This window comes from Sulfobacillus harzensis, from assembly GCF_012933365.1.
GTDB classification, from domain to species: Bacteria; Bacillota; Sulfobacillia; order Sulfobacillales; family Sulfobacillaceae; genus Sulfobacillus_B; species Sulfobacillus_B harzensis.
Genome location: NZ_JABBVZ010000002.1, coordinates 18,833 through 36,344 on the forward strand (window position 1 = coordinate 18,833; position 17,512 = coordinate 36,344).

General features: G+C 57.7%; 16 protein-coding genes. 1 reads left to right on the forward strand and 15 read right to left on the reverse strand.

What is annotated here, in order from left to right; translation table 11 throughout:
- Window positions 1-19: 19 nt before the first annotated feature.
- Window positions 20-1,249 carry an MFS transporter gene (locus HIJ39_RS00755; protein ID WP_169095688.1) on the reverse strand — a complete coding sequence of 410 codons (1,230 nt, stop codon included), beginning with the start codon at window positions 1,247-1,249 and terminating at the stop codon, window positions 20-22.
- Window positions 1,250-1,367: 118 nt separating this feature from the next.
- Here HIJ39_RS00755 and HIJ39_RS00760 point away from each other — a divergent pair, with 118 nt between their 5' ends.
- Window positions 1,368-2,972, forward strand: a complete 1,605-nt coding sequence (locus HIJ39_RS00760; RefSeq protein WP_169095690.1) for a long-chain fatty acid--CoA ligase — start codon at window positions 1,368-1,370, stop codon at window positions 2,970-2,972.
- Between the two features lie 12 nt (window positions 2,973-2,984).
- Here HIJ39_RS00760 and HIJ39_RS00765 read toward each other — a convergent pair whose 3' ends face one another.
- The 14 genes from HIJ39_RS00765 to HIJ39_RS00830 form a co-directional block, all read right to left on the reverse strand.
- Complete coding sequence (locus HIJ39_RS00765; protein ID WP_169095692.1) at window positions 2,985-4,463, reverse strand: hypothetical protein; 1,479 nt, start codon at window positions 4,461-4,463, stop codon at window positions 2,985-2,987.
- A gap of 69 nt (window positions 4,464-4,532) precedes the next feature.
- Window positions 4,533-5,684 carry an ABC transporter permease subunit gene (locus tag HIJ39_RS00770; protein WP_169095694.1) on the reverse strand — a complete coding sequence of 384 codons (1,152 nt, stop codon included), beginning with the start codon at window positions 5,682-5,684 and terminating at the stop codon, window positions 4,533-4,535.
- On the reverse strand, window positions 5,671-6,639 hold the full coding sequence (locus HIJ39_RS00775) for an ABC transporter ATP-binding protein (RefSeq protein ID WP_169095696.1): 969 nt from the start codon (window positions 6,637-6,639) through the stop codon (window positions 5,671-5,673). Before HIJ39_RS00775 ends, HIJ39_RS00770 begins: the two co-directional genes overlap by 14 nt.
- The gene (locus HIJ39_RS00780) at window positions 6,614-7,648 is read right to left on the reverse strand and encodes a hypothetical protein (RefSeq protein ID WP_169095698.1); all 1,035 of its coding nucleotides are present in this window, start codon (window positions 7,646-7,648) and stop codon (window positions 6,614-6,616) included. Before HIJ39_RS00780 ends, HIJ39_RS00775 begins: the two co-directional genes overlap by 26 nt.
- Complete coding sequence (locus HIJ39_RS00785) at window positions 7,645-8,628, reverse strand: hypothetical protein (RefSeq protein WP_169095700.1); 984 nt, start codon at window positions 8,626-8,628, stop codon at window positions 7,645-7,647. Before HIJ39_RS00785 ends, HIJ39_RS00780 begins: the two co-directional genes overlap by 4 nt.
- The gene (locus tag HIJ39_RS00790; RefSeq protein ID WP_169095702.1) at window positions 8,600-9,520 is read right to left on the reverse strand and encodes an ABC transporter ATP-binding protein; all 921 of its coding nucleotides are present in this window, start codon (window positions 9,518-9,520) and stop codon (window positions 8,600-8,602) included. Before HIJ39_RS00790 ends, HIJ39_RS00785 begins: the two co-directional genes overlap by 29 nt.
- On the reverse strand, window positions 9,513-9,917 hold the full coding sequence (locus HIJ39_RS00795; protein WP_169095704.1) for a GntR family transcriptional regulator: 405 nt from the start codon (window positions 9,915-9,917) through the stop codon (window positions 9,513-9,515). The genes HIJ39_RS00790 and HIJ39_RS00795 overlap by 8 nt, the downstream gene beginning before the upstream one ends.
- A 125-nt stretch (window positions 9,918-10,042) precedes the next feature.
- A complete protein-coding gene (locus tag HIJ39_RS00800; protein ID WP_169095706.1) occupies window positions 10,043-11,086 on the reverse strand; it encodes an alcohol dehydrogenase catalytic domain-containing protein in 1,044 nt (347 codons plus the stop codon).
- A gap of 79 nt (window positions 11,087-11,165) precedes the next feature.
- The gene (locus HIJ39_RS00805; RefSeq protein WP_169095708.1) at window positions 11,166-11,456 is read right to left on the reverse strand and encodes a DUF4359 domain-containing protein; all 291 of its coding nucleotides are present in this window, start codon (window positions 11,454-11,456) and stop codon (window positions 11,166-11,168) included.
- Between the two features lie 47 nt (window positions 11,457-11,503).
- Window positions 11,504-13,003, reverse strand: coding sequence for a carboxylesterase/lipase family protein (locus tag HIJ39_RS00810; RefSeq protein ID WP_169095710.1), 1,500 nt, complete (start codon window positions 13,001-13,003; stop codon window positions 11,504-11,506).
- A gap of 64 nt (window positions 13,004-13,067) precedes the next feature.
- Window positions 13,068-13,313 carry a GNAT family N-acetyltransferase gene (locus tag HIJ39_RS00815; protein WP_169095712.1) on the reverse strand — a complete coding sequence of 82 codons (246 nt, stop codon included), beginning with the start codon at window positions 13,311-13,313 and terminating at the stop codon, window positions 13,068-13,070.
- A 910-nt stretch (window positions 13,314-14,223) separates the two neighbouring features.
- Window positions 14,224-14,826 (reverse strand): hypothetical protein, encoded by a 603-nt coding sequence (locus tag HIJ39_RS00820; RefSeq protein WP_169095714.1) that lies wholly within the window; start codon window positions 14,824-14,826, stop codon window positions 14,224-14,226.
- Between the two features lie 114 nt (window positions 14,827-14,940).
- Window positions 14,941-16,239, reverse strand: coding sequence for an EAL domain-containing protein (locus HIJ39_RS00825; protein ID WP_169095716.1), 1,299 nt, complete (start codon window positions 16,237-16,239; stop codon window positions 14,941-14,943).
- A 279-nt stretch (window positions 16,240-16,518) separates the two neighbouring features.
- Window positions 16,519-17,421, reverse strand: coding sequence for a LysR substrate-binding domain-containing protein (locus HIJ39_RS00830; protein WP_169095718.1), 903 nt, complete (start codon window positions 17,419-17,421; stop codon window positions 16,519-16,521).
- Window positions 17,422-17,512: the final 91 nt, after the last annotated feature.

Genomic DNA, 17,512 nt, shown 5'->3' on the forward strand with positions numbered 1-17,512 from the left:
ACGATGGAGGCCGAAGAACTCAGCCACTGCGGGTCAGGGACGGCGACGTCGACGAGCGGGAAAAAATCCATGTCAACAGGGCGGCGGTGAGAAGAACCACGCCCAATAGCGCCCATCCCCAATTGTAATGGCCCGTAGCATCCACGAAGGCACCAAACAAGGGAGGGAAAATGGCCGAGCCCAGAAAGGCGGAGGTTCCCACACTGCTCATGGCAAATCCGGAATTTTGGGCAGGTACGGACTCCCCCGCCCATGTCATGGTGAGCGCATTCCACCCCACGGCGCCGGCCCCGAACACCAGCCAGATTCCCAGCAACAGCACGAACGGGGTGTGGTCCGGCAACCATGCCACGACAAACGCCATAACGGCGGCCGTCACTGCACAGGCGACAATGACTGGCGGCCGGCGTCCACCGATCCGATCGCTGATAATGCCGGTCACCACGCGCCCGATACCGCCGCCCAGTTGCGCCGCGGCTAACACCAATCCTGCCCTGGCTAATGTCAGGTGGTGAACCGCATGCAGATCACTAAGCGTGAATCCCAAAACCAAATATTGTCCGGACACGAGGAGAATGGCGACCAAACAGGGACGCCAGACAGACGCCAAAAGACGCCAATCAAAACCCTTTGACGCGGCAGCCAAAGGTCGCTTGGGCCACGGAAGCATGAGAGAGGCGAAAACCCAGCCCAAAATCAACAACTCGGCTGAAAACACCCAAAAGACGGTGTTGAATCCATCGGAATCTACGATGCGCGGCAAAAGACTGGCTGCCAGCAACGCGCCAATCGGAACGCCGGTTTGCCGGATGCCCATCACCATACCACGCGGTCTGTCGCGAAAAGCGGTAAATACCGCCTTGGTTCCTGAGGCCGGCGCGATGGCCAGAGCAATGCCAAGAAAGAACAAGAGCGCCAGCACGCCGTAAAATCCCCGTACAACCAAGAGGCCCAGGGAGAAGAAGGACATCGCCAACGCTCCCCCAAAAAGCAAGCGCCGCGGTCCCACGCGATCCGCGGCCGCCCCCATCACAACCATAGAGACCATCACGCCCAGTGACAGCGCCGTCGTAACCAAGCCCATTTGGGCCAACGATAAGCGGTACAGAGCGGCGAAATAGACGCCCATGACCACAATCCCTTGCTGTACAAACGACATTCCCGTCTGCGAAAGGGTGGCCGCGGCCAGAAACCAGACCGGGCCGACCCGGGCCCGAAACCCCAGAGGATCAAAAGTACGCGTTGCCATGCGATCACCTAATTCATCCTTCGACACACGGAGAAAAAATTCCCTCCCCAACACCAACGCCTAAATTTTCTGTGTTACCATGCAAGAAATAATGTTGCTCCAATGGAGGCGTCCTCATATGATGAAAACCCCGCTCTTATTGCGACATCTCTTCGAATACGCGGAAACCTATTTCCCGTCGGAGGAAATCGTCTCACGGGGCTATGATAATACCTACCGTTTTAGCTATGCCGAATATGCGGAACGGACGCGCCGGCTGTCCGGGGCCCTCTCTTCGTTGGGGGTAGGGTTGGGGGATCGCGTGGGCACGTTTTTATGGAATGACCACGTCCATCTGGAAGCCTACTTTGGGGTTCCTGCCATGGGTGCCGTGCTCCACACCATCAACATCCGCTTGGCACCCGAGCAAATCGCCTATATTATCAACCATGCGGAAGACCGCGTCCTGGTTGTAGACCGTACCCTGTGGCCAATCTTAGCGCCTTTGGCACCGCAACTTAAGACTGTCAAAGCGTTTTTGTTCAGCGGCCCAGGGCAGCTTCCGGATGTTCCCGGCGCCCTCGATTACGAGGCGGCAATTCAACAAGCCACCCCGATGTCATCGTATCCGGATCTGGACGAGAATCACCCGCTGGGCATGTGTTACACCTCCGCCACAACCGGAAACCCCAAAGGCGTCGTCTACACCCACCGCGGCATCTACCTGCACAGCCTGACGCTTGGCCTGGCCAACACCATGGGACTCTCCATGGAGGACGCAGTGTTGCCCGTCGTCCCCATGTTTCACGTCAATGCCTGGGGACTGCCGTTTGCCGCCCTTTGGTATGGGGCAAAAATTGTGCTTCCCGGTCCCGCGCCTACGCCAAGAGATTTAGTGGATTTGATGAAAGACGAAAAGGTTACCGTCGCCGCCGGTGTGCCAACGGTCTGGCTCGGATTGTCCCGGGTTCTGGAACAGACCGGTGAACGGCTTTTTCTCCGCGAGGCGGTGTGTGGCGGCTCGGCCGCTCCTGAAGGACTCATACGCCGGTTCGAGGAAGAATTTCACATCCCCTTTGTCCACGCCTATGGCATGACGGAGACCAGCCCCATTGCCAGCGTTGCCCGCCTCAAGAGGGCTCTGGTACCCGCGTCAGACCAAGAGAAGATGGCCGCGAAAGCATCCCAAGGCTTGTTGGTGCCGGGCCTCACCGTTCGGTTGGAGCGCGACGGGCAGGAAGTCCCCTGGGATGGCGAATCGGCTGGAGAGATGTGTCTTCAGGGCCCCTGGATTGCCGATGAGTATTATCGCGATGCACGCAGCGAAGAAGCTTTTGTCGATGGCTGGCTGCATACCGGCGATGTCGCCACCATTGATAAAAATGGCTACATTCACATCGTCGACCGAACCCGGGATGTCATTAAGAGCGGCGGAGAATGGATCTCGTCCGTCGACTTGGAGAACGCCCTCATGTCCCACCCCGCCGTCTTCGAAGCGGCCGTTGTGGGCGTCCCTCACCCTAAATGGGACGAGCGGCCCTTGGCCTTCGTGGTATTGAAGGAGGGGGCCACGGCGTCTAAAGAGGAGTTGCTGGCACTGTTAGCCCAAAAATTTGCCAAATGGCAGTTGCCCGACGACATCCTCTACATCGATGAGGTGCCAAAAACCACGGTGGGAAAGTTCCTCAAGCGAGCCCTGAGGGACCAATATCAACACTATCTCGCTGGGGAGCGGGACGCTTGAGTCCCTCCCCGCTTATTCGCCCTCTTCCATGACGTCATAGAGCGCGTCCACGCCCTCTTCGGCGGCATCCTGCATCGCCTCTTGGCCGGGCAAGTCTACCACGCCGAGACGATCGGGCTGGCCAATGGCCTGCTCGTGCTCTAGACGTGCCAGTTCCCGCCTCAAACTGACCTCATCGCGGGCGAAGATCAAAAGAAATTGGGGTTCGTCAGCCATCAAGGTCCATTCCATGTCGTTGGCCGACCCGATATCGAATGAGCGTCGATAGTCAAATTCCATACCCTGGGAGAAATGAAACACCCCCGGTTGCTGCTGCAAAGAGGATGGCCCGGGGAGCAACTCCGCCAACGCGTCCATATCCTCGACCGGAGCCAGGGCAAAATACCGCGGGTTCATCGCAAGATATTGGGCTAAATCCGCGTCGTTGACCGGCCCCTCCTCAGACACTGACATGGCCGCAATGCGCCAGTAGCCCTGGGAATCGCGCCGCAACAGAGCTGTCGTGACACGCTCGACAAGCTCCTCCTCATCGGGACGATACCACCCGTGAAGAGCCACACGCACGGCATCCGACGACTCGTCCAGTATTTCGCCTTGAAGTCGCCAAAGATCCCCTGTCTGGGCTTGGTCCCGCTCCTGCGCCGCAATATAGTCGAGGATATCCGTGGGCCGTGCTTCGTCCATCAGCATGTCGTAGCACGCCGCATAATCAGCGTTGTTGCGGGCGTTTTCGTAGGCCATCGCAACCTCAAGCGGAGTGAGAATTTCGTTCTCGAGAAGATAGGAGCCATCAATCCACGGCTTCACCTCCCGCCCGCCAGCCAGCACCATCCAAAGGCCCACGCCCACCATGCCGTCAAACGGGAAACGGTTGTTAACGGCTGATTGCACCATCCCCACCAACGTCAAAAGACTTAACGCCTCATCCATGGTGAGCGTCTTCCAAACCATATCCTTGAATACATCCTGCTGTTCGGAATCGGTCACAAAATAGGCCTCCCCGATCGCGCCCGCGGAAAATCGCAGAAGCCAAATCGCTTCGATGCCTTCATAGGGACCGCCCCAACGCATCCGCATCATCAGCGAGGCGGCATGAAGCCGATACGGCGAAACCAGTATCTCCTGAATTTGGTCGACCGGCGGATACCAAGAGTAGGGAGACAAAAACTTGACCGCCTCCGGTCCTAGTTGCCGTGCGCGCTGAATCACAGACCGACCCAGCGCCTCGCGATCGGGCCGGTCGTTGAGGGCAATCAACAGCCGGCCAATCAGCGCCATCACTTCCGCCACGTCCGGTAGTTCCTGAATCAGCCGGGCTACTTCATCCGGGCTCAACGTGCGGACAATCAAGTCCGCCAATTGGTCGACTCCCCCGGGCACCCAGACGGCTTCTTTCATCGCATTAACGAAAGCATCGCCTGTCAGCCCCAGCATTTGTCCGAGCGATGCCAATACCCGAAATTTTCCCTTATCCTCTTTGTCACGAGCCATGATGAAGCAGCCTCCCTATTGCTTCTCATGGTAACATACCGACGCCGCTTCGAGAGCCGTCCTGGAACGCTACACATCAAGCCGCCGGGACCACAGAATCCCAAATGCTACGGAGGCGAGGGCCCATGCCCCAACGACAGCGAGACCCGTACCCAAGGATAGCCAGGGAATGCCTGTCTGAAAGGCCAGAGCACCGGTCCAGTCCTCCATCAGGACCAAATGGGTGGTCGGGTCGATGACGGCCCATGCCCCGGCATGCTCTGCGAACAATCCGCTTATCACCAATACGGCCCCCACGATGAAGGCGAAAATGGTGGACCCAAAAGCCATGGAAAGCCCCACCGCGATTGACGTCAACACCCCCAGTGCAAGCATCGCCAACCCCAGTGCGGCTAAATCATACTGCCACTGCGGAAGAATATGAAATTTGCTGCCCAAAACGGTCAATTGGGGAGGCACCGTTCCCGGCTGAAATCCCAGATGAAGCCCAACCACATGTGGAACCATGGGTGATCCGATGCCAAAAAAGAGGCTGCCGAGAACAAAGAATCCCAGAGCCGAGGAGACGATAAATCCCCAAAGAATGCTTAGCGAAGCCGACAGCTTGGCGAGATAGATTTTCCGGCGGGCTGGTGCGTGCAAGAGTAAAACGCCCCAAGTGCCGCCTTCCAACTCCTGCGACACTCGATCGCCGCCAATCCCCACCGCCAGCAAGGCGAAAACCAAAAGCGTTATCCCGCCCAGTACCTGCCCGTCCAGTCGGAATGCGGTTTCGGTGCGGGGATTGTAACGGGTTAGCCCATGGCCCACCATATACTGCGTCGTCGCGATCTGTTCCAGGGTACTGCCACGGTCGGCAACCGGGATACTTTTCAGTCCTGCTTTCAATTGCTTGAGCTGCACGACTTCATTAGTCGGCTGGACTTGTTGTTTCATTTCCTGAAGCGTTTTCTCGTCCGACGTCAGTTGCTGCTCCACGGCCGACTTGGCTCTCCCGGTGGCCATCTTCAACTGTTGACGGTCCGCTCTTACCTGCCTTTCCGCCGATCGAAGGTTGACCGCCATCATATGCCGTTGAGACGCTTGACCGTGAAGCATCAATAGGCTACCGCCTACCACGATGACGAGGAAAGCCACCAGTAGCATGCGGCCGCGATGCGCGAGCAGTTTTTCTACTTCATTGCGGTATAAGGCAGCAAAGAGACCCTTACGATCCGACATGGGCTGTTCCCTCCATTGCGATATTTGTGTCTTGGGATTCATTGTTAATCCGAGCAAGATACTGCGCCTCAAGATTCTCCCGATATGGGCGGACTTCCAAGAGATCAACCTGGGCTTCGACCAGAGTGCGAATCAGTCCGGACACGTCATTGGGATGCGCCAAGGCCACGACCGCCCCGCCGTCGGAAATCCGGCGGGCGGCATGCTCCAGATTGGCGAGGTGGGTCATTAATGCGGCCTCATCGCGTGCCCGCACAAGGACCTCGACAGACCTGTCGTGATGTGTTTCCTCCATGCCCACGGCCCGGCCATGATTGATAAACACCATGCGGGTGGCCAACTGTTCTACCTCCGAGAGAATGTGGCTGGAAAGCAGAATCGTTACACCCGATTGTTGCAGCCGCTGTAAATGCAGCCGAAACTCGCGCATGGCCGCCGGGTCGAGACCGTTCATGGGCTCGTCCAGCACTAAGATATCGGGTTCCTGCAACATGGCTAACGCCAGCGCCAAACGTTGACGCATGCCGAGGGAATACCCCTTGACGCGGCGATTGGCGACCTCGCGAAGGCCCACCTCGGCAAGCCGGGCACCGATAACCTCCGTCGACGTGGAGAGTCCCCGCAGCCGCAAAACCTGGCGTAGATTTTGTTCTCCCGTTAGATAGGGATAGAAATGGGACTCCTCAATGATGGCGCCCACGCCGGCAAGCGCCGAACTCGTGTCTTCATTCACATCAATCCCATGAATGCGGATGCGTCCCGTCGTCGGGCGAACTAATCCCAATAGCATACGAAGACTGGTGGTCTTGCCCGCGCCGTTAGGGCCGAGAAATCCACAGATTTCCCCGCGCCGCACCTCAAAGGAGAGGTCGTCCACCGCCTTGACCTTTCCATATTGTTTCGTCACATGGTCAAATTGAATGACCGCATCATCCATGACGTCCATTGCTTCCATAGAATCTTCCTCCCAGCCCTTTCATTCGAAACGAGCCTATCGCCACAATCACCATGCGCCAAATGAAGAAGCCCACAACAAACACGCCAATCCAGAGAACCACTGATCCCAAATGGGGAGACGCCGTGGTACGGGATAGTGCCATGGTCACCGTGGCAGTCCACCAGGCCCAAAAGGCATAGACCAAATTCCACATCCAACGAAAGAAAAACGGATCCCGCAAGCGTTCATACGGCGCCCGCTTGAACCACCGGAACGACAATCCACCAAGGATGAGGATCCAGACGAGATAACCAGCCAGATCCCTCCAGGAACCGGCTCGCCAGGCGACGGAAGTCGCCAGTGGCTCAAAATGTTGAACCCCGTTGATGGTCATCTCAAGCCAGGGGGGCCAGAAATTGATCGCAACATTAGGTCCATAACACAGTGTGGCGACGAAGCTGGCCATGTTCCCGACTAAACCCGGCACACCCGCGACCAAGAGAGCAGCCAAAATCCCATAAACTAGATTGCCGATGGCGGATGACACCGCAAGTCCGCTTGCGACCATTGCTAGGCGAATCCCCACGACCAGGAGCAGCGTGGATGCAATCTTGCCATACGCACCCGGCTCCCCGAGGGACAGGCTTCCTAAAGAGACCGTCAGCGCCGCCGCCAGGGATCCCGCCACCACCGTAAGCCCGGCCCACCACATTTTCGCTTGAAGTATGTCGGTTCGCGACAAGGGCCCTTCCAGCACAAACGACAGTCGACCGCGTCCCCAATCATTGAGAAAAATGGCGAGCGCCAACAGAAGCGCAACGACGGCCTGGGGGGCAGCTCCAGCCCCGGCATATTCCGTAACTAAGCTGGATGCGAAGAACGGTTTGATGCGGGCGATCTGCATCAGCCCCTGCCACTGAAGAATCCAAGGCACTATCGCCGCGAAAAACGCCACGATATAGAGGGTGCGATTGACGCGCCATTCACGATAGAGCGCAGCGCGTGATGGAAGGCTATTCGGGGTCACCGTGTCGCCACCTCCCCCATCCGAAAGCGCTGGAACAGCGCACGCCAAACAAACCAGGCAACCACTGCGGAGAGGGCAAAAACGGCAATGGAGCCGAACTGCGGGGACGACGCAGGCCTGAAGAACAGGGTCACGGTTCCGCCCGTCAGCGCGGCTAGGATCCCGTACACGACATTCCAGGCCCCTGAAAATAGGAGCGGCTCCGAAAACATCTCCCAAGGAGCGGATGACCACCAGCGAAAAGCCAGGCCCCATAGGGCGACACATTCCGCCGTGTAAACGGGAATATAGGCTAAAGCCAACGTGGGACTAAATCCGTACGCGAACGGAGAGACGTGGTCGAGCAACGAACTCGCTCCCGCCATCGTGACCGAACCCGGTCCTATGATGGAGCCGACTGCCATAACAGCGCTCCCGATCACCAGCGGACCGAGGATGATGACGGCTGCTCCCGTGAGAGCGAAAAGCAAGTTTCCAGCCATCACTGATGCCGTCAAGGCCGCGGAAGCCAAGACCAACTGGGAAATGCCGATTAGCGCCATGTACCGCGAAAATGCACTCCAATCGTGGAACCCCGAGATGATCCCCATTACCAGGAGCACGCCCAGTTCTAAAAGCCACCCGGCGAAAACCGATCCTAAAACGAATTGGGTCTTGATTCGAAGAGCAGGACGCCTCGGCACCGGTCCATCCAATAGCGCCGCAAGACGGGACCGATCGCGCCACAACACCGCAACTCCCAGCAATCCGGCGATAATATAATCCCACCCACGAAATTCATTAGGATACGTCACACGCAACATAATTCCTCGTATAAACATCATCGTATATCGGGTCCAAGGGTGGGTTGCGGTATAAAACTCCAGCAACCACGGTGCCGCCATGAGAAATGGGGCGACCACATATAAGCTGCGGTTGACCCGCCATTCGCGATACCAGAGGGCGGAACGGTCAGAGCGACTCCCAGTTGAGCGCTTCACGGCTATACCCCTCCTTCGCCAGAATGACGCGAAAAATCTCGGTGAGATCCAAGTCCAGACACTCGACGTTGTCGGCACCGACCGCCCTAAAGTACTCTTTCATGGGTTCCGCCGGCCCTTGAACGGTGATTACCGCCGTACGACCATGCCGCTCTACGGCGATGATGCGTCCGTCTTCCAGCAGTCCTGGCCGCCAATCGGCCATCACCACCTGTAACCGGTGCATGGATCCCTTCAACGTTTCGAGTTCCTCTTCAACAATCATCCGGCCGCGATAGAGGATGGACACTGTATCCGCCAAGCGTTCGATGTCTTCGATATTGTGGGTCGCAATCACCAGCGTGGTGCCCTGGTCGGCCGCCATGTCGATGATAAATTGCAGCATCTGGCGTTTAACCACCACGTCTAGCCCGTTGGTGGGCTCATCCAGAAGCATCAATTGCGGGTGGGAGGCAATCGCCACAGCGAGCTGTAGACTCGTCTGCTGGCCGCTGGAGAGATGGCGAATGGTGGCTCCAGCCTTTAGCTCAAGGGCCTTGAGCAGTCGGTTGCACAGCGCTTGGTCCCATGCTTGGTACAAGAGGCTCGCGTAGCGCACCCACTCCTCCACACGGAAACTAGGCACTAAAGGGCGGCCCGATGCCACATAATGCACCCGTTGGCGGATGGCCGCGTTTTCCCGGGCCAGTTGCTCGTCCAATACCGAAATGTCTCCCACATCCGGCCAAAGGACTCCCAACGCCAACCGCAGCATCGTGGTCTTGCCGGCTCCGTTGGCTCCGATCAGGCCGTGCACGCTGCCGCGCCGAACATGCCACGTGACCTTCGTTAAAGCCGGCACGCCGCGGAAAGCCTTTGACACATCCCGCATGACCACCGCCATGTCACTCATCGCCGTTACCTCCTCGATCCCGTCGCCACCGCGCTTGGACTTCCTGAAACATCTCTAAGAGCTCATGGTCCGTGAGTTGCAAGTGATGCGCCTCAATCATCATCTGAACCATGGCCTCTTTCATGGTCTCAATGCGCCGGCCGCGGTCCGGCGGAGGCCCAGGGGAGGCGACAAATGTGCCGCGCCCCCGCACCACTTCGATGACATGCGCCCGCTCGAGCTCTTGGTACCCTTTGGCCACCGTATTGTGGTTCAGGGTCATGAGCGTGGCGAGTTCCCGAACAGACGGCACCTTGTCGCCGCTTTGCAGCAATCCTTTGGCGATGGCTGCCTTAATCCCATCGACCACCTGCTGATAAATGGGGGTTGACGACCGCGGATCAACCTGAAACCACATGCGTACACCTCCGTCCCGCGTGTACCATTACATGTGGTACACATTGACCATACTGCAGGCCTCCCCAGGTGTCAACAACAGGAGGCCCAAAAAGTTCCCAGCTCAACACCGGGAGCTCGCAAGCGTTACGGTCCGACGGTCAGAACGACCTTAGTAGCTTGGTGCTGGTCAAACAAGTGATACCCTTGCGCTCCGTCCGCCAACGGCAACTGATGGCTGAAAATATGCTCTGGATGAAGCCGTCCTTGACTTAACAGCGCCATCACCGCCCCAAAAACGGCCGGCACATTGGCCATCCCAGCCCGGATGGTGAGATCTTGGGAAAACGCACGCCCCATCGAGATGGGAAGAGCACTCTCGGTGTAGACGCCGGCAGCCGAGACCGTCGCAAATCCGCGTGCGGCCTGCATGGCCACTTTTAAGGCCTCTGCCGACCCCACCGCCTCGATGACCGCATCGGCGCCTCGCCCCTGCGTCATGCGTCGAATTTGCCGTGCGGCATCCGCACCGCCTATGATCGGCCGCGCTCCCAACGCTTCGGCCTGTTGCAAACGAGAGGCGACCAAATCCACTGAGAAGACTTCCGCGGCGCCAAAAATGAAGGCCATCTCCACACATAGAAGCCCAACGGGGCCAGCGCCCACGACGCACACACTGTCGCCAGGCCGCACCTGGGCGCGGTCCACGACGAAATAGGCGGTAGAGAGGATATCTCCAACCAGAAGCCCCGTTTCACTAGGCACATTGTCTGGCAGCTTTATCAGCGTGGTATCGGCGTGAGGAACGCGAACCCGCTCCGCCTGAGTACCTGCCAGCCCTCCGAGACGGCGACCAAATCCAAATAGGGCGACGACCGCACATTGCGAAAAGTAGCCGCGGCGACACGCCCAACAGTGGCCACAAGCCACAAAAAAGGAGCCTGTCACCCGATCGCCTAAAGCTACGTTGTGTACGTCTTTTCCGAGGGCATCGACAATCCCCACATACTCATGGCCAATGGGAACGCCCGGCTCAATGCCCTGAATACGGCCGTGATAGGCATGCAAATCCGAGCCGCAAATGGCCGAGTGCGTCACCCGCAACAGAACGTCGGTGGAATCCAAAATTTCGGGGTCGGCCACGTCCTGGTATTCCACGCGACCGGGTTCCGCCAATGTTAAGGCTTTCATGGGCTCACCCTTCCTTGTCAAGGTACGAAAGGGTTCGTTGCCAACACGAGCGTTTCCTGCCAGGATCCCGCCCCCGATTTTAATGATGGGAGAGCAGAATGAAGTGATTGAAGAGGCCCAATACCGTAAAACTGTGCCCCAGCGCGGCGGTACGATAGAGGCTGAAAACCCCATAGTTGTGGCGCACGGTATTGGCCGCCACGGCGTGTTCAATGGTGCCGGAGAACAACGTCGACAAGGTGCCCACCAAGCCTCCGGCATGGGCTTCAATCATTTGGACTGCCCACGTCGAATATTGGCTCATGGTTGGATTGGTCAACGCCAGCACCAAAACGGCCGCGGCGATGATAAGCCACTTCAGATATCGCATTTCGGACGCCTTTCGTGTACGGTTTCCTCTAGGATACCCACCACGCTTCAGTTAACCGGCCCCTTAGATGACAACAAGGCGTCCCAGACCTCCCGTTCAGCCCGCTTAGGGTCACGCATCAGATGGCTCTCAACATCAAATATCATCGTTTGACGGTCGTCGGGGCGATAGGGGGGCCAAATGGGGAGCGACTCGGCAACAGGATTTTGGCCGTGGACATACGCTATCCAGGCTTGATGCATCGCATCTGCAATTGCTTGCCGATTGGGCGACTGGCCGGTTAGCGCTGCACCCCCCGGCACATCAATGGTGTTGAACACGAAAGGAATCTCGATAGCATGGCAAGCGCCTAGCACACCCCCGGAGATTTGGCTGGGCCAATCAAACCGATAAGCCCACACGGGCGCCACACGGGATTGACGCTCGGCAACCCGCTCACTGGGATACCAGAAGATGCGATCCGTGGCTAATGCCATCAAACCTTGAAAGAGATCTATGCCCGACTTCCCCGCCACGTAATAATCCCGGAGCCGCTCATCCAACGGTCCACCAGCCACGTGCTCAAAGACCGCGATCATCTGCTCGCTTGGCATACTCCTCCAAGCCGGATTCATCGCGCCCCATAAATTAAACTCATCGCGGGTGGTTCCAATCAACAACGGAATGCCCGCCGTATCTCCGGCATCAATCGCCAGTTCTAGTGGTTGCGAGATCACCACCTGGTCCACAACCGGCCCCCACGGGAGCGATATCTCTTGTTCTAATTTGCCTTGCGCCATAAGCAGCCGCTCGGTGGGTAGTTCCAGCAGCTGAGGCCATTGCTCGGGCGTTAGCTGGAGATGGCCAAGAAAGTGCTGGGTGATGCGATCCGCCTCGTCCGCCGTCTTAAAGAAGGGTGCCCCGCTCTGCATAATCGCCCGGTCGATATGCTGTCGGGCGGAGGGCATAGCCAACAATGTGCCCACGCTCATACTGCCGGCGGATTGACCCGCCACCGTAATGCGTTCCGGATCCCCGCCAAAAGCACGGATATTTTCCCGAACCCACGCGAGCGCCGCCTGCTGATCCAAAAATGCCACGTTGCCTGAGCCAGCATAGTCCGGACCCGCGAGGCGATCGAGATACAAGAAGCCAAAGGGCCCCAAACGGTAGTTGATAGTCACCACGACCATGTTACCCCGGCGCGCGAAGGACGTACCCTCATACCATGCGGACTGACCGCTGCCAAAGACAAAAGCGCCCCCGTGTATCCATACCAGCACTGGACGCGGGGCACCATCAACACGTGGCGACCAAATATTGAGGTTCAAACAGTCTTCACTTTGATAGTTCGCCTGGTCTTGAGAAAAGACCCCCGGAGCTGGTGTCTGAGTACATACCGGCCCAAAGGCGGACGCGTCCCGTACGCCGGTCCAGGCAACCGGTGGCTTCGGTGGTTGAAACCGGCCCTGTACGCTGGCAAAGGGAACATTCTTCCAGACCAAAACCCCGTCCTGCTCTATCCCTTCCACTTTTCCATACCGTGTCTCGACCAATTTGGAATTCATTGGCATCCCCCCAGACCATTGAACCGACTTCGAGTGCCTATGTCAATGCCGGAGATAGCGGTAATCAGCCGATGCTCGCCGTGATACGGGCGTTGAGCCGCACTTCGATGGCCGGCCACTCTTCGGGTACGATGCCATAGACCATAGTATGTCGGAGACTGCCGTCAGGGCGTATACGATGATCGCGCAAGGTCCCCTCATAGACAGCACCAAGTTTTGTCATAGCAGCTTGAGAATATTGATTACAGTCATCGGTGCGAAGTTCCACCCCGAGAGCGCCCCACTGCTCGAAAGCCCGCTTCAGCAGCAACCTCTTCGCATCCGGCGTACCCCTACAGTTGGGCAATACCAGGTCCAGCCAATCTCCACCCTCCGGTCCCCCGTCTACACATTGAGATAGCGGGTGCTTCCCACGACCGATTCGGAACCCTTGCGGATGACCGCAAAGGCTTACACCCGAGCGTGATTGTCGTCATCATGGCCTCTTTCATCCAGCGGTGGAGAGTCTCGCAATCCGACAAGTTCCGGGGACATCCATGACCAAATCAGCCGGTCTTTTTGAGCCACGTTCCATAAAGCCTCGGCACGCTGAGAACCGTGGGTTCCAATCGCACAACAGGCCCGTCCAGAACCACTGGTCCCAGTGTCATCGTGTTTCCCCCCACAGGTCCCTAATTAATCCCGTGGCCATCATTCTTAGCACTTTAATGCCAACGGGGGAGACTTTAGTCGAGCGGTTTCACATATATTCACTAGCCACGGAAAACCCGCGATGGGAAAGCATTTGGCTTTTAAGACGGTCACGCTGCCCTGGCACGACCACCATTTGTGCCGCTCCCCACTGATCAAGCGCCAAACGCCGAGCCGAATTAAGCAATGCGGTGCCGACAGCATCCCAACGAGTTCCGCCTTTAACCCAAAAGTCATGGACGTAGCAGGAGGAACCCCCGCCTCATAAACCGGTGGAGGCGGCACTTGAGTGGCAACGAGGAAGCCGTCAATCAGCCCTTCCTCATTTTCGGACACCAAGGTAATAATATCCGGACGCTCAACGAAACTGGCGAGAAATGGAGTATGTTTTCCACCGTATCTTGGGCTACGCGCTAAAAAACGGGTTGGCACTGGGCATACTGGACCTTTTTTCGTGGGCGAGTGCCGCCATCGCCGACCCCCATCCTTCGGCATCGCCGATCGAATCACAGATGTTCCCCCTTGTATCTTCAGCCCAAGGCGCTCAACGGAACGAAGGAATTCGCGACTGCTACCGCCGAATGCAAGGGAGCGCCGTCTTCCATTTCCAACCGCACCCGTGTTTGTTGCAACTGGAACATCAAACGATGGGAAGGACCGCCAACGCCTGGAATCCATTCCCACTGGCCCGACGTGCCGTTGGCCAAGCTTGTGGGTGTGGTTACCAACGGACGATATGTTGAGGGTATCGTCTGTGATGACTCCATGATAATCATGTTGCTGTACAGCAAGTCCACTTGGGTGCCATCACGGTAGCTCTCCTGAAACGTGACCGGTGACACCCCTTGGCGAGGCAGCCAAATCTTCAAGTGTAGCTGCTGCGCGATATGGGCGATCGCACTTAGGGACGGCCCATAGGAGATCGGAACGAGTCCTTCCGCGTTTGGTTTTGGAACCGCAGGCGGAACTGATGTCCGGACTGGCTTTAGGGCAGGGGCAGGGTGACCGGTGGCCGCCGCGTGAGCCGTTGGCACAACTGGCGGCATCAATTGTTCTAACCCCACCATTACCGCCGCAAGAGCGCCAATCCCCGCCACTATCACCGCGCCCTGCCTTATTGCTTGCCACCGCATAACCGTTCCCACTCCCATCCTCGCTAGTTTCTCGGGCTCCATTTTAACCTAGAAAATGGGAGGCATACCACCAAATGGGGTTGAGAGGTCCTGTGTCTGTCCGTGACGGGGCAATCAATGATCATCGCAATCGGGTTGGCGAACGGCACGCGACCGTCGATGATATTGCGACGTTTGGCCTTCGCGCTCAACCACCAAGCTCACCAATCGGGCGAAGGTTTTCAAGACGTTGAGCCGTTCGGGGGACCATGCATGGGGCAGCAGAAAATCCGCGCCAATCACGCCCCACGGGGGACTGCCGACCGGAAAAATAGCGACGGACTGTGGTGATCCCAAAAGACGGTTTAATTCCCCCTGGTTGCCGCTCTCCGATGCTTCTGTCTCCATTCGTTGCTGTATTGCCAGGGTACCGTCCATAAACGCTCGGCGCGCCAACGAAGGACTCTCCCACGACATCAGCTGACGATGGGCGTGACCCACGCTGACCCATGGTTTCAGCCCCTCATCTGTAGCGGTCATCACGGTCACGGAATGGGGCTTAAGCGTGCGGTAGATCGCCTTGCAGATTAAGTCCAAGCGAGCCTTGCTATCCGCTGCCTCCATGAGATCATCCATGAGGGCAGCGTGATATTCCCAGTTGTCGTAAATCGCGGGGATCGGCGTCGCCACGCCGCGCAGTCTTTGGTGCTGCTGCAAAATGACGCGCTCGATCGCGGCGCTAATCTGGGGGCGCTCCTCCCAGGGGCGAGGCGGGCAAAAGTAATAGCCTTGACCTATAGAGACCCCGAGTCGAATGCATGTCTCCAGTTCGCCGGGCTCCTCCACCCCTTCTGCCACGAGCTGAAAGGACAAAATCGAGGCCAGCTGGCTGACCGCTTCGATCACGTTCTGCTTAACCCGATCACGGTCAGCGCCCCGGACCAAACGCGCATCCAACTTGACGTAATCGGGGCGAACCGATACCAGCTTTTCGAGTCCGGAATAGCCGCTACCAAAGTCATCCAAGGCAAACCGGCCGCCTTGGTTCTGCCATCCGCGCAAAAATGTCTCCATTTCGCCCACGACCCACTCAGCGCGTTCCGTTACTTCAAGCACGATGCGGCCTATCCGGGACTCCAGGTGTGACTGAATGGCCGGATGGCGAAGAGAGTCAGGATGCAAGTTGACGAAGACTGGACCATCCGGGTGGGTATCATCGAGGAATTCCACCATCTGGGGGATGAGAACCCGGTCAACGGGCACCGCCAATCCCGCTTCGCTCGCTTCGCGGAAAAATTCTTCCACGGGCAGGTTGACCCCTGCGATGCTCGGCCGGCTCAATAGTTCATAGCCCAAAATCTGCGCGCTCGAGAGCGACACAAAAGGCTGCAACACAAAGTGTACCTCTGGTGCACTGAGCCATTGGCTCACCATGCCATTAGACTCCACGAAGTTGTACCCTGCCTTTTCTGATGGTCAAAATATAGGCCATCATGGGGCCATGCCCGATGATGATTGTTGACCCCATTGTACTCGTTGGTCCTGGATTGCTGGACGACTTAACACGTTCTTAATCCTGCCAAAACGTGGCCCGCCCGTGGGCCAACAAAGTGACGACGGACGTTGGTATTGAATAATGCCAACACCCCAGAAAGGGCTGGTTTACCCGATCAAAGGAGTCCCCGCTGGCATAATAACGTCCGGAGATGCATGTTAGGCCTTTTGTCGGATGCGAGCGTCGTGTCGGAGCTGGTCTAGTAACTGTTCGACCCGAGTAGTGATGTTCGCACCCGGCAGAACCGCCTCCAGGGTACGGGTCAAATCCAGCCCAACGATGGAGACTGGAACAACACCCGACACGGTAATTTCCTCTGCACCAAAAATAGCCCGTGACACCACACTGACCCCGATGTTGTTGGCTACCATGGCAAGAATCGATCGCAGGGAAGCCAATCGCATCATCACATTGAGCTCGCTCACGGCGAAGCCCGCATGCTCCAAAGCCCGTTCGAAGACCCGCCGCGTGCCGGATCCCTCCTCCCGAAGGATCCAGTCGAGGGCCGTCAAATCCGGGATGGAGACCGATTCCCGGTGTGCCAACGGGTGCTGGGTTGAGACAATCAACGTCAGTTGGTCCGTCCAAAGCTTCTCGTGGTGTAGGCGGCCGCGAACCGGCGTACCTTCGATAATGCCAACATCTACAGCCCCGTCGGTGACCATATCGAGGACCGTCTCACTGTTAGTCATGACCAGATTGATGAGCGTCTCCGGCCATTGAGCGCGGAAACGCCCAAGCGGTCGTGGCAAGAACAACTCCGCCGTCGTATGGGATGCGGCGATTCGGACGCGCGAAACCCCTTCCTGGGTTGCCCGCACGTCGCGGGAGGTTTTGTTCCATAGCGCTTCCATTTGTTCGGCGGCTGAAAACAGCGTGCGTCCGCTGGCGGTGAGCTTCATGCCGCGACTGCCGCGCACAAAGAGCGTGGCGCCCATGTCGCGCTCTAACGCCGCAATTTGCGATGACACCGAGGATGGAGACAAGTTGAGACGCTTGCTGGCTTGGGTGAGCTGACCGAGGCGCGCCACCGTAAGAAAGACGAACAATCGAGGGTCCACCCGATATCCCTCCTGTGTTCGGAATTCACGGTCGACCGTTAGGATTAACCAAACGCACCCCGTGTATTTTCCCCTTATCATACTCCTATCG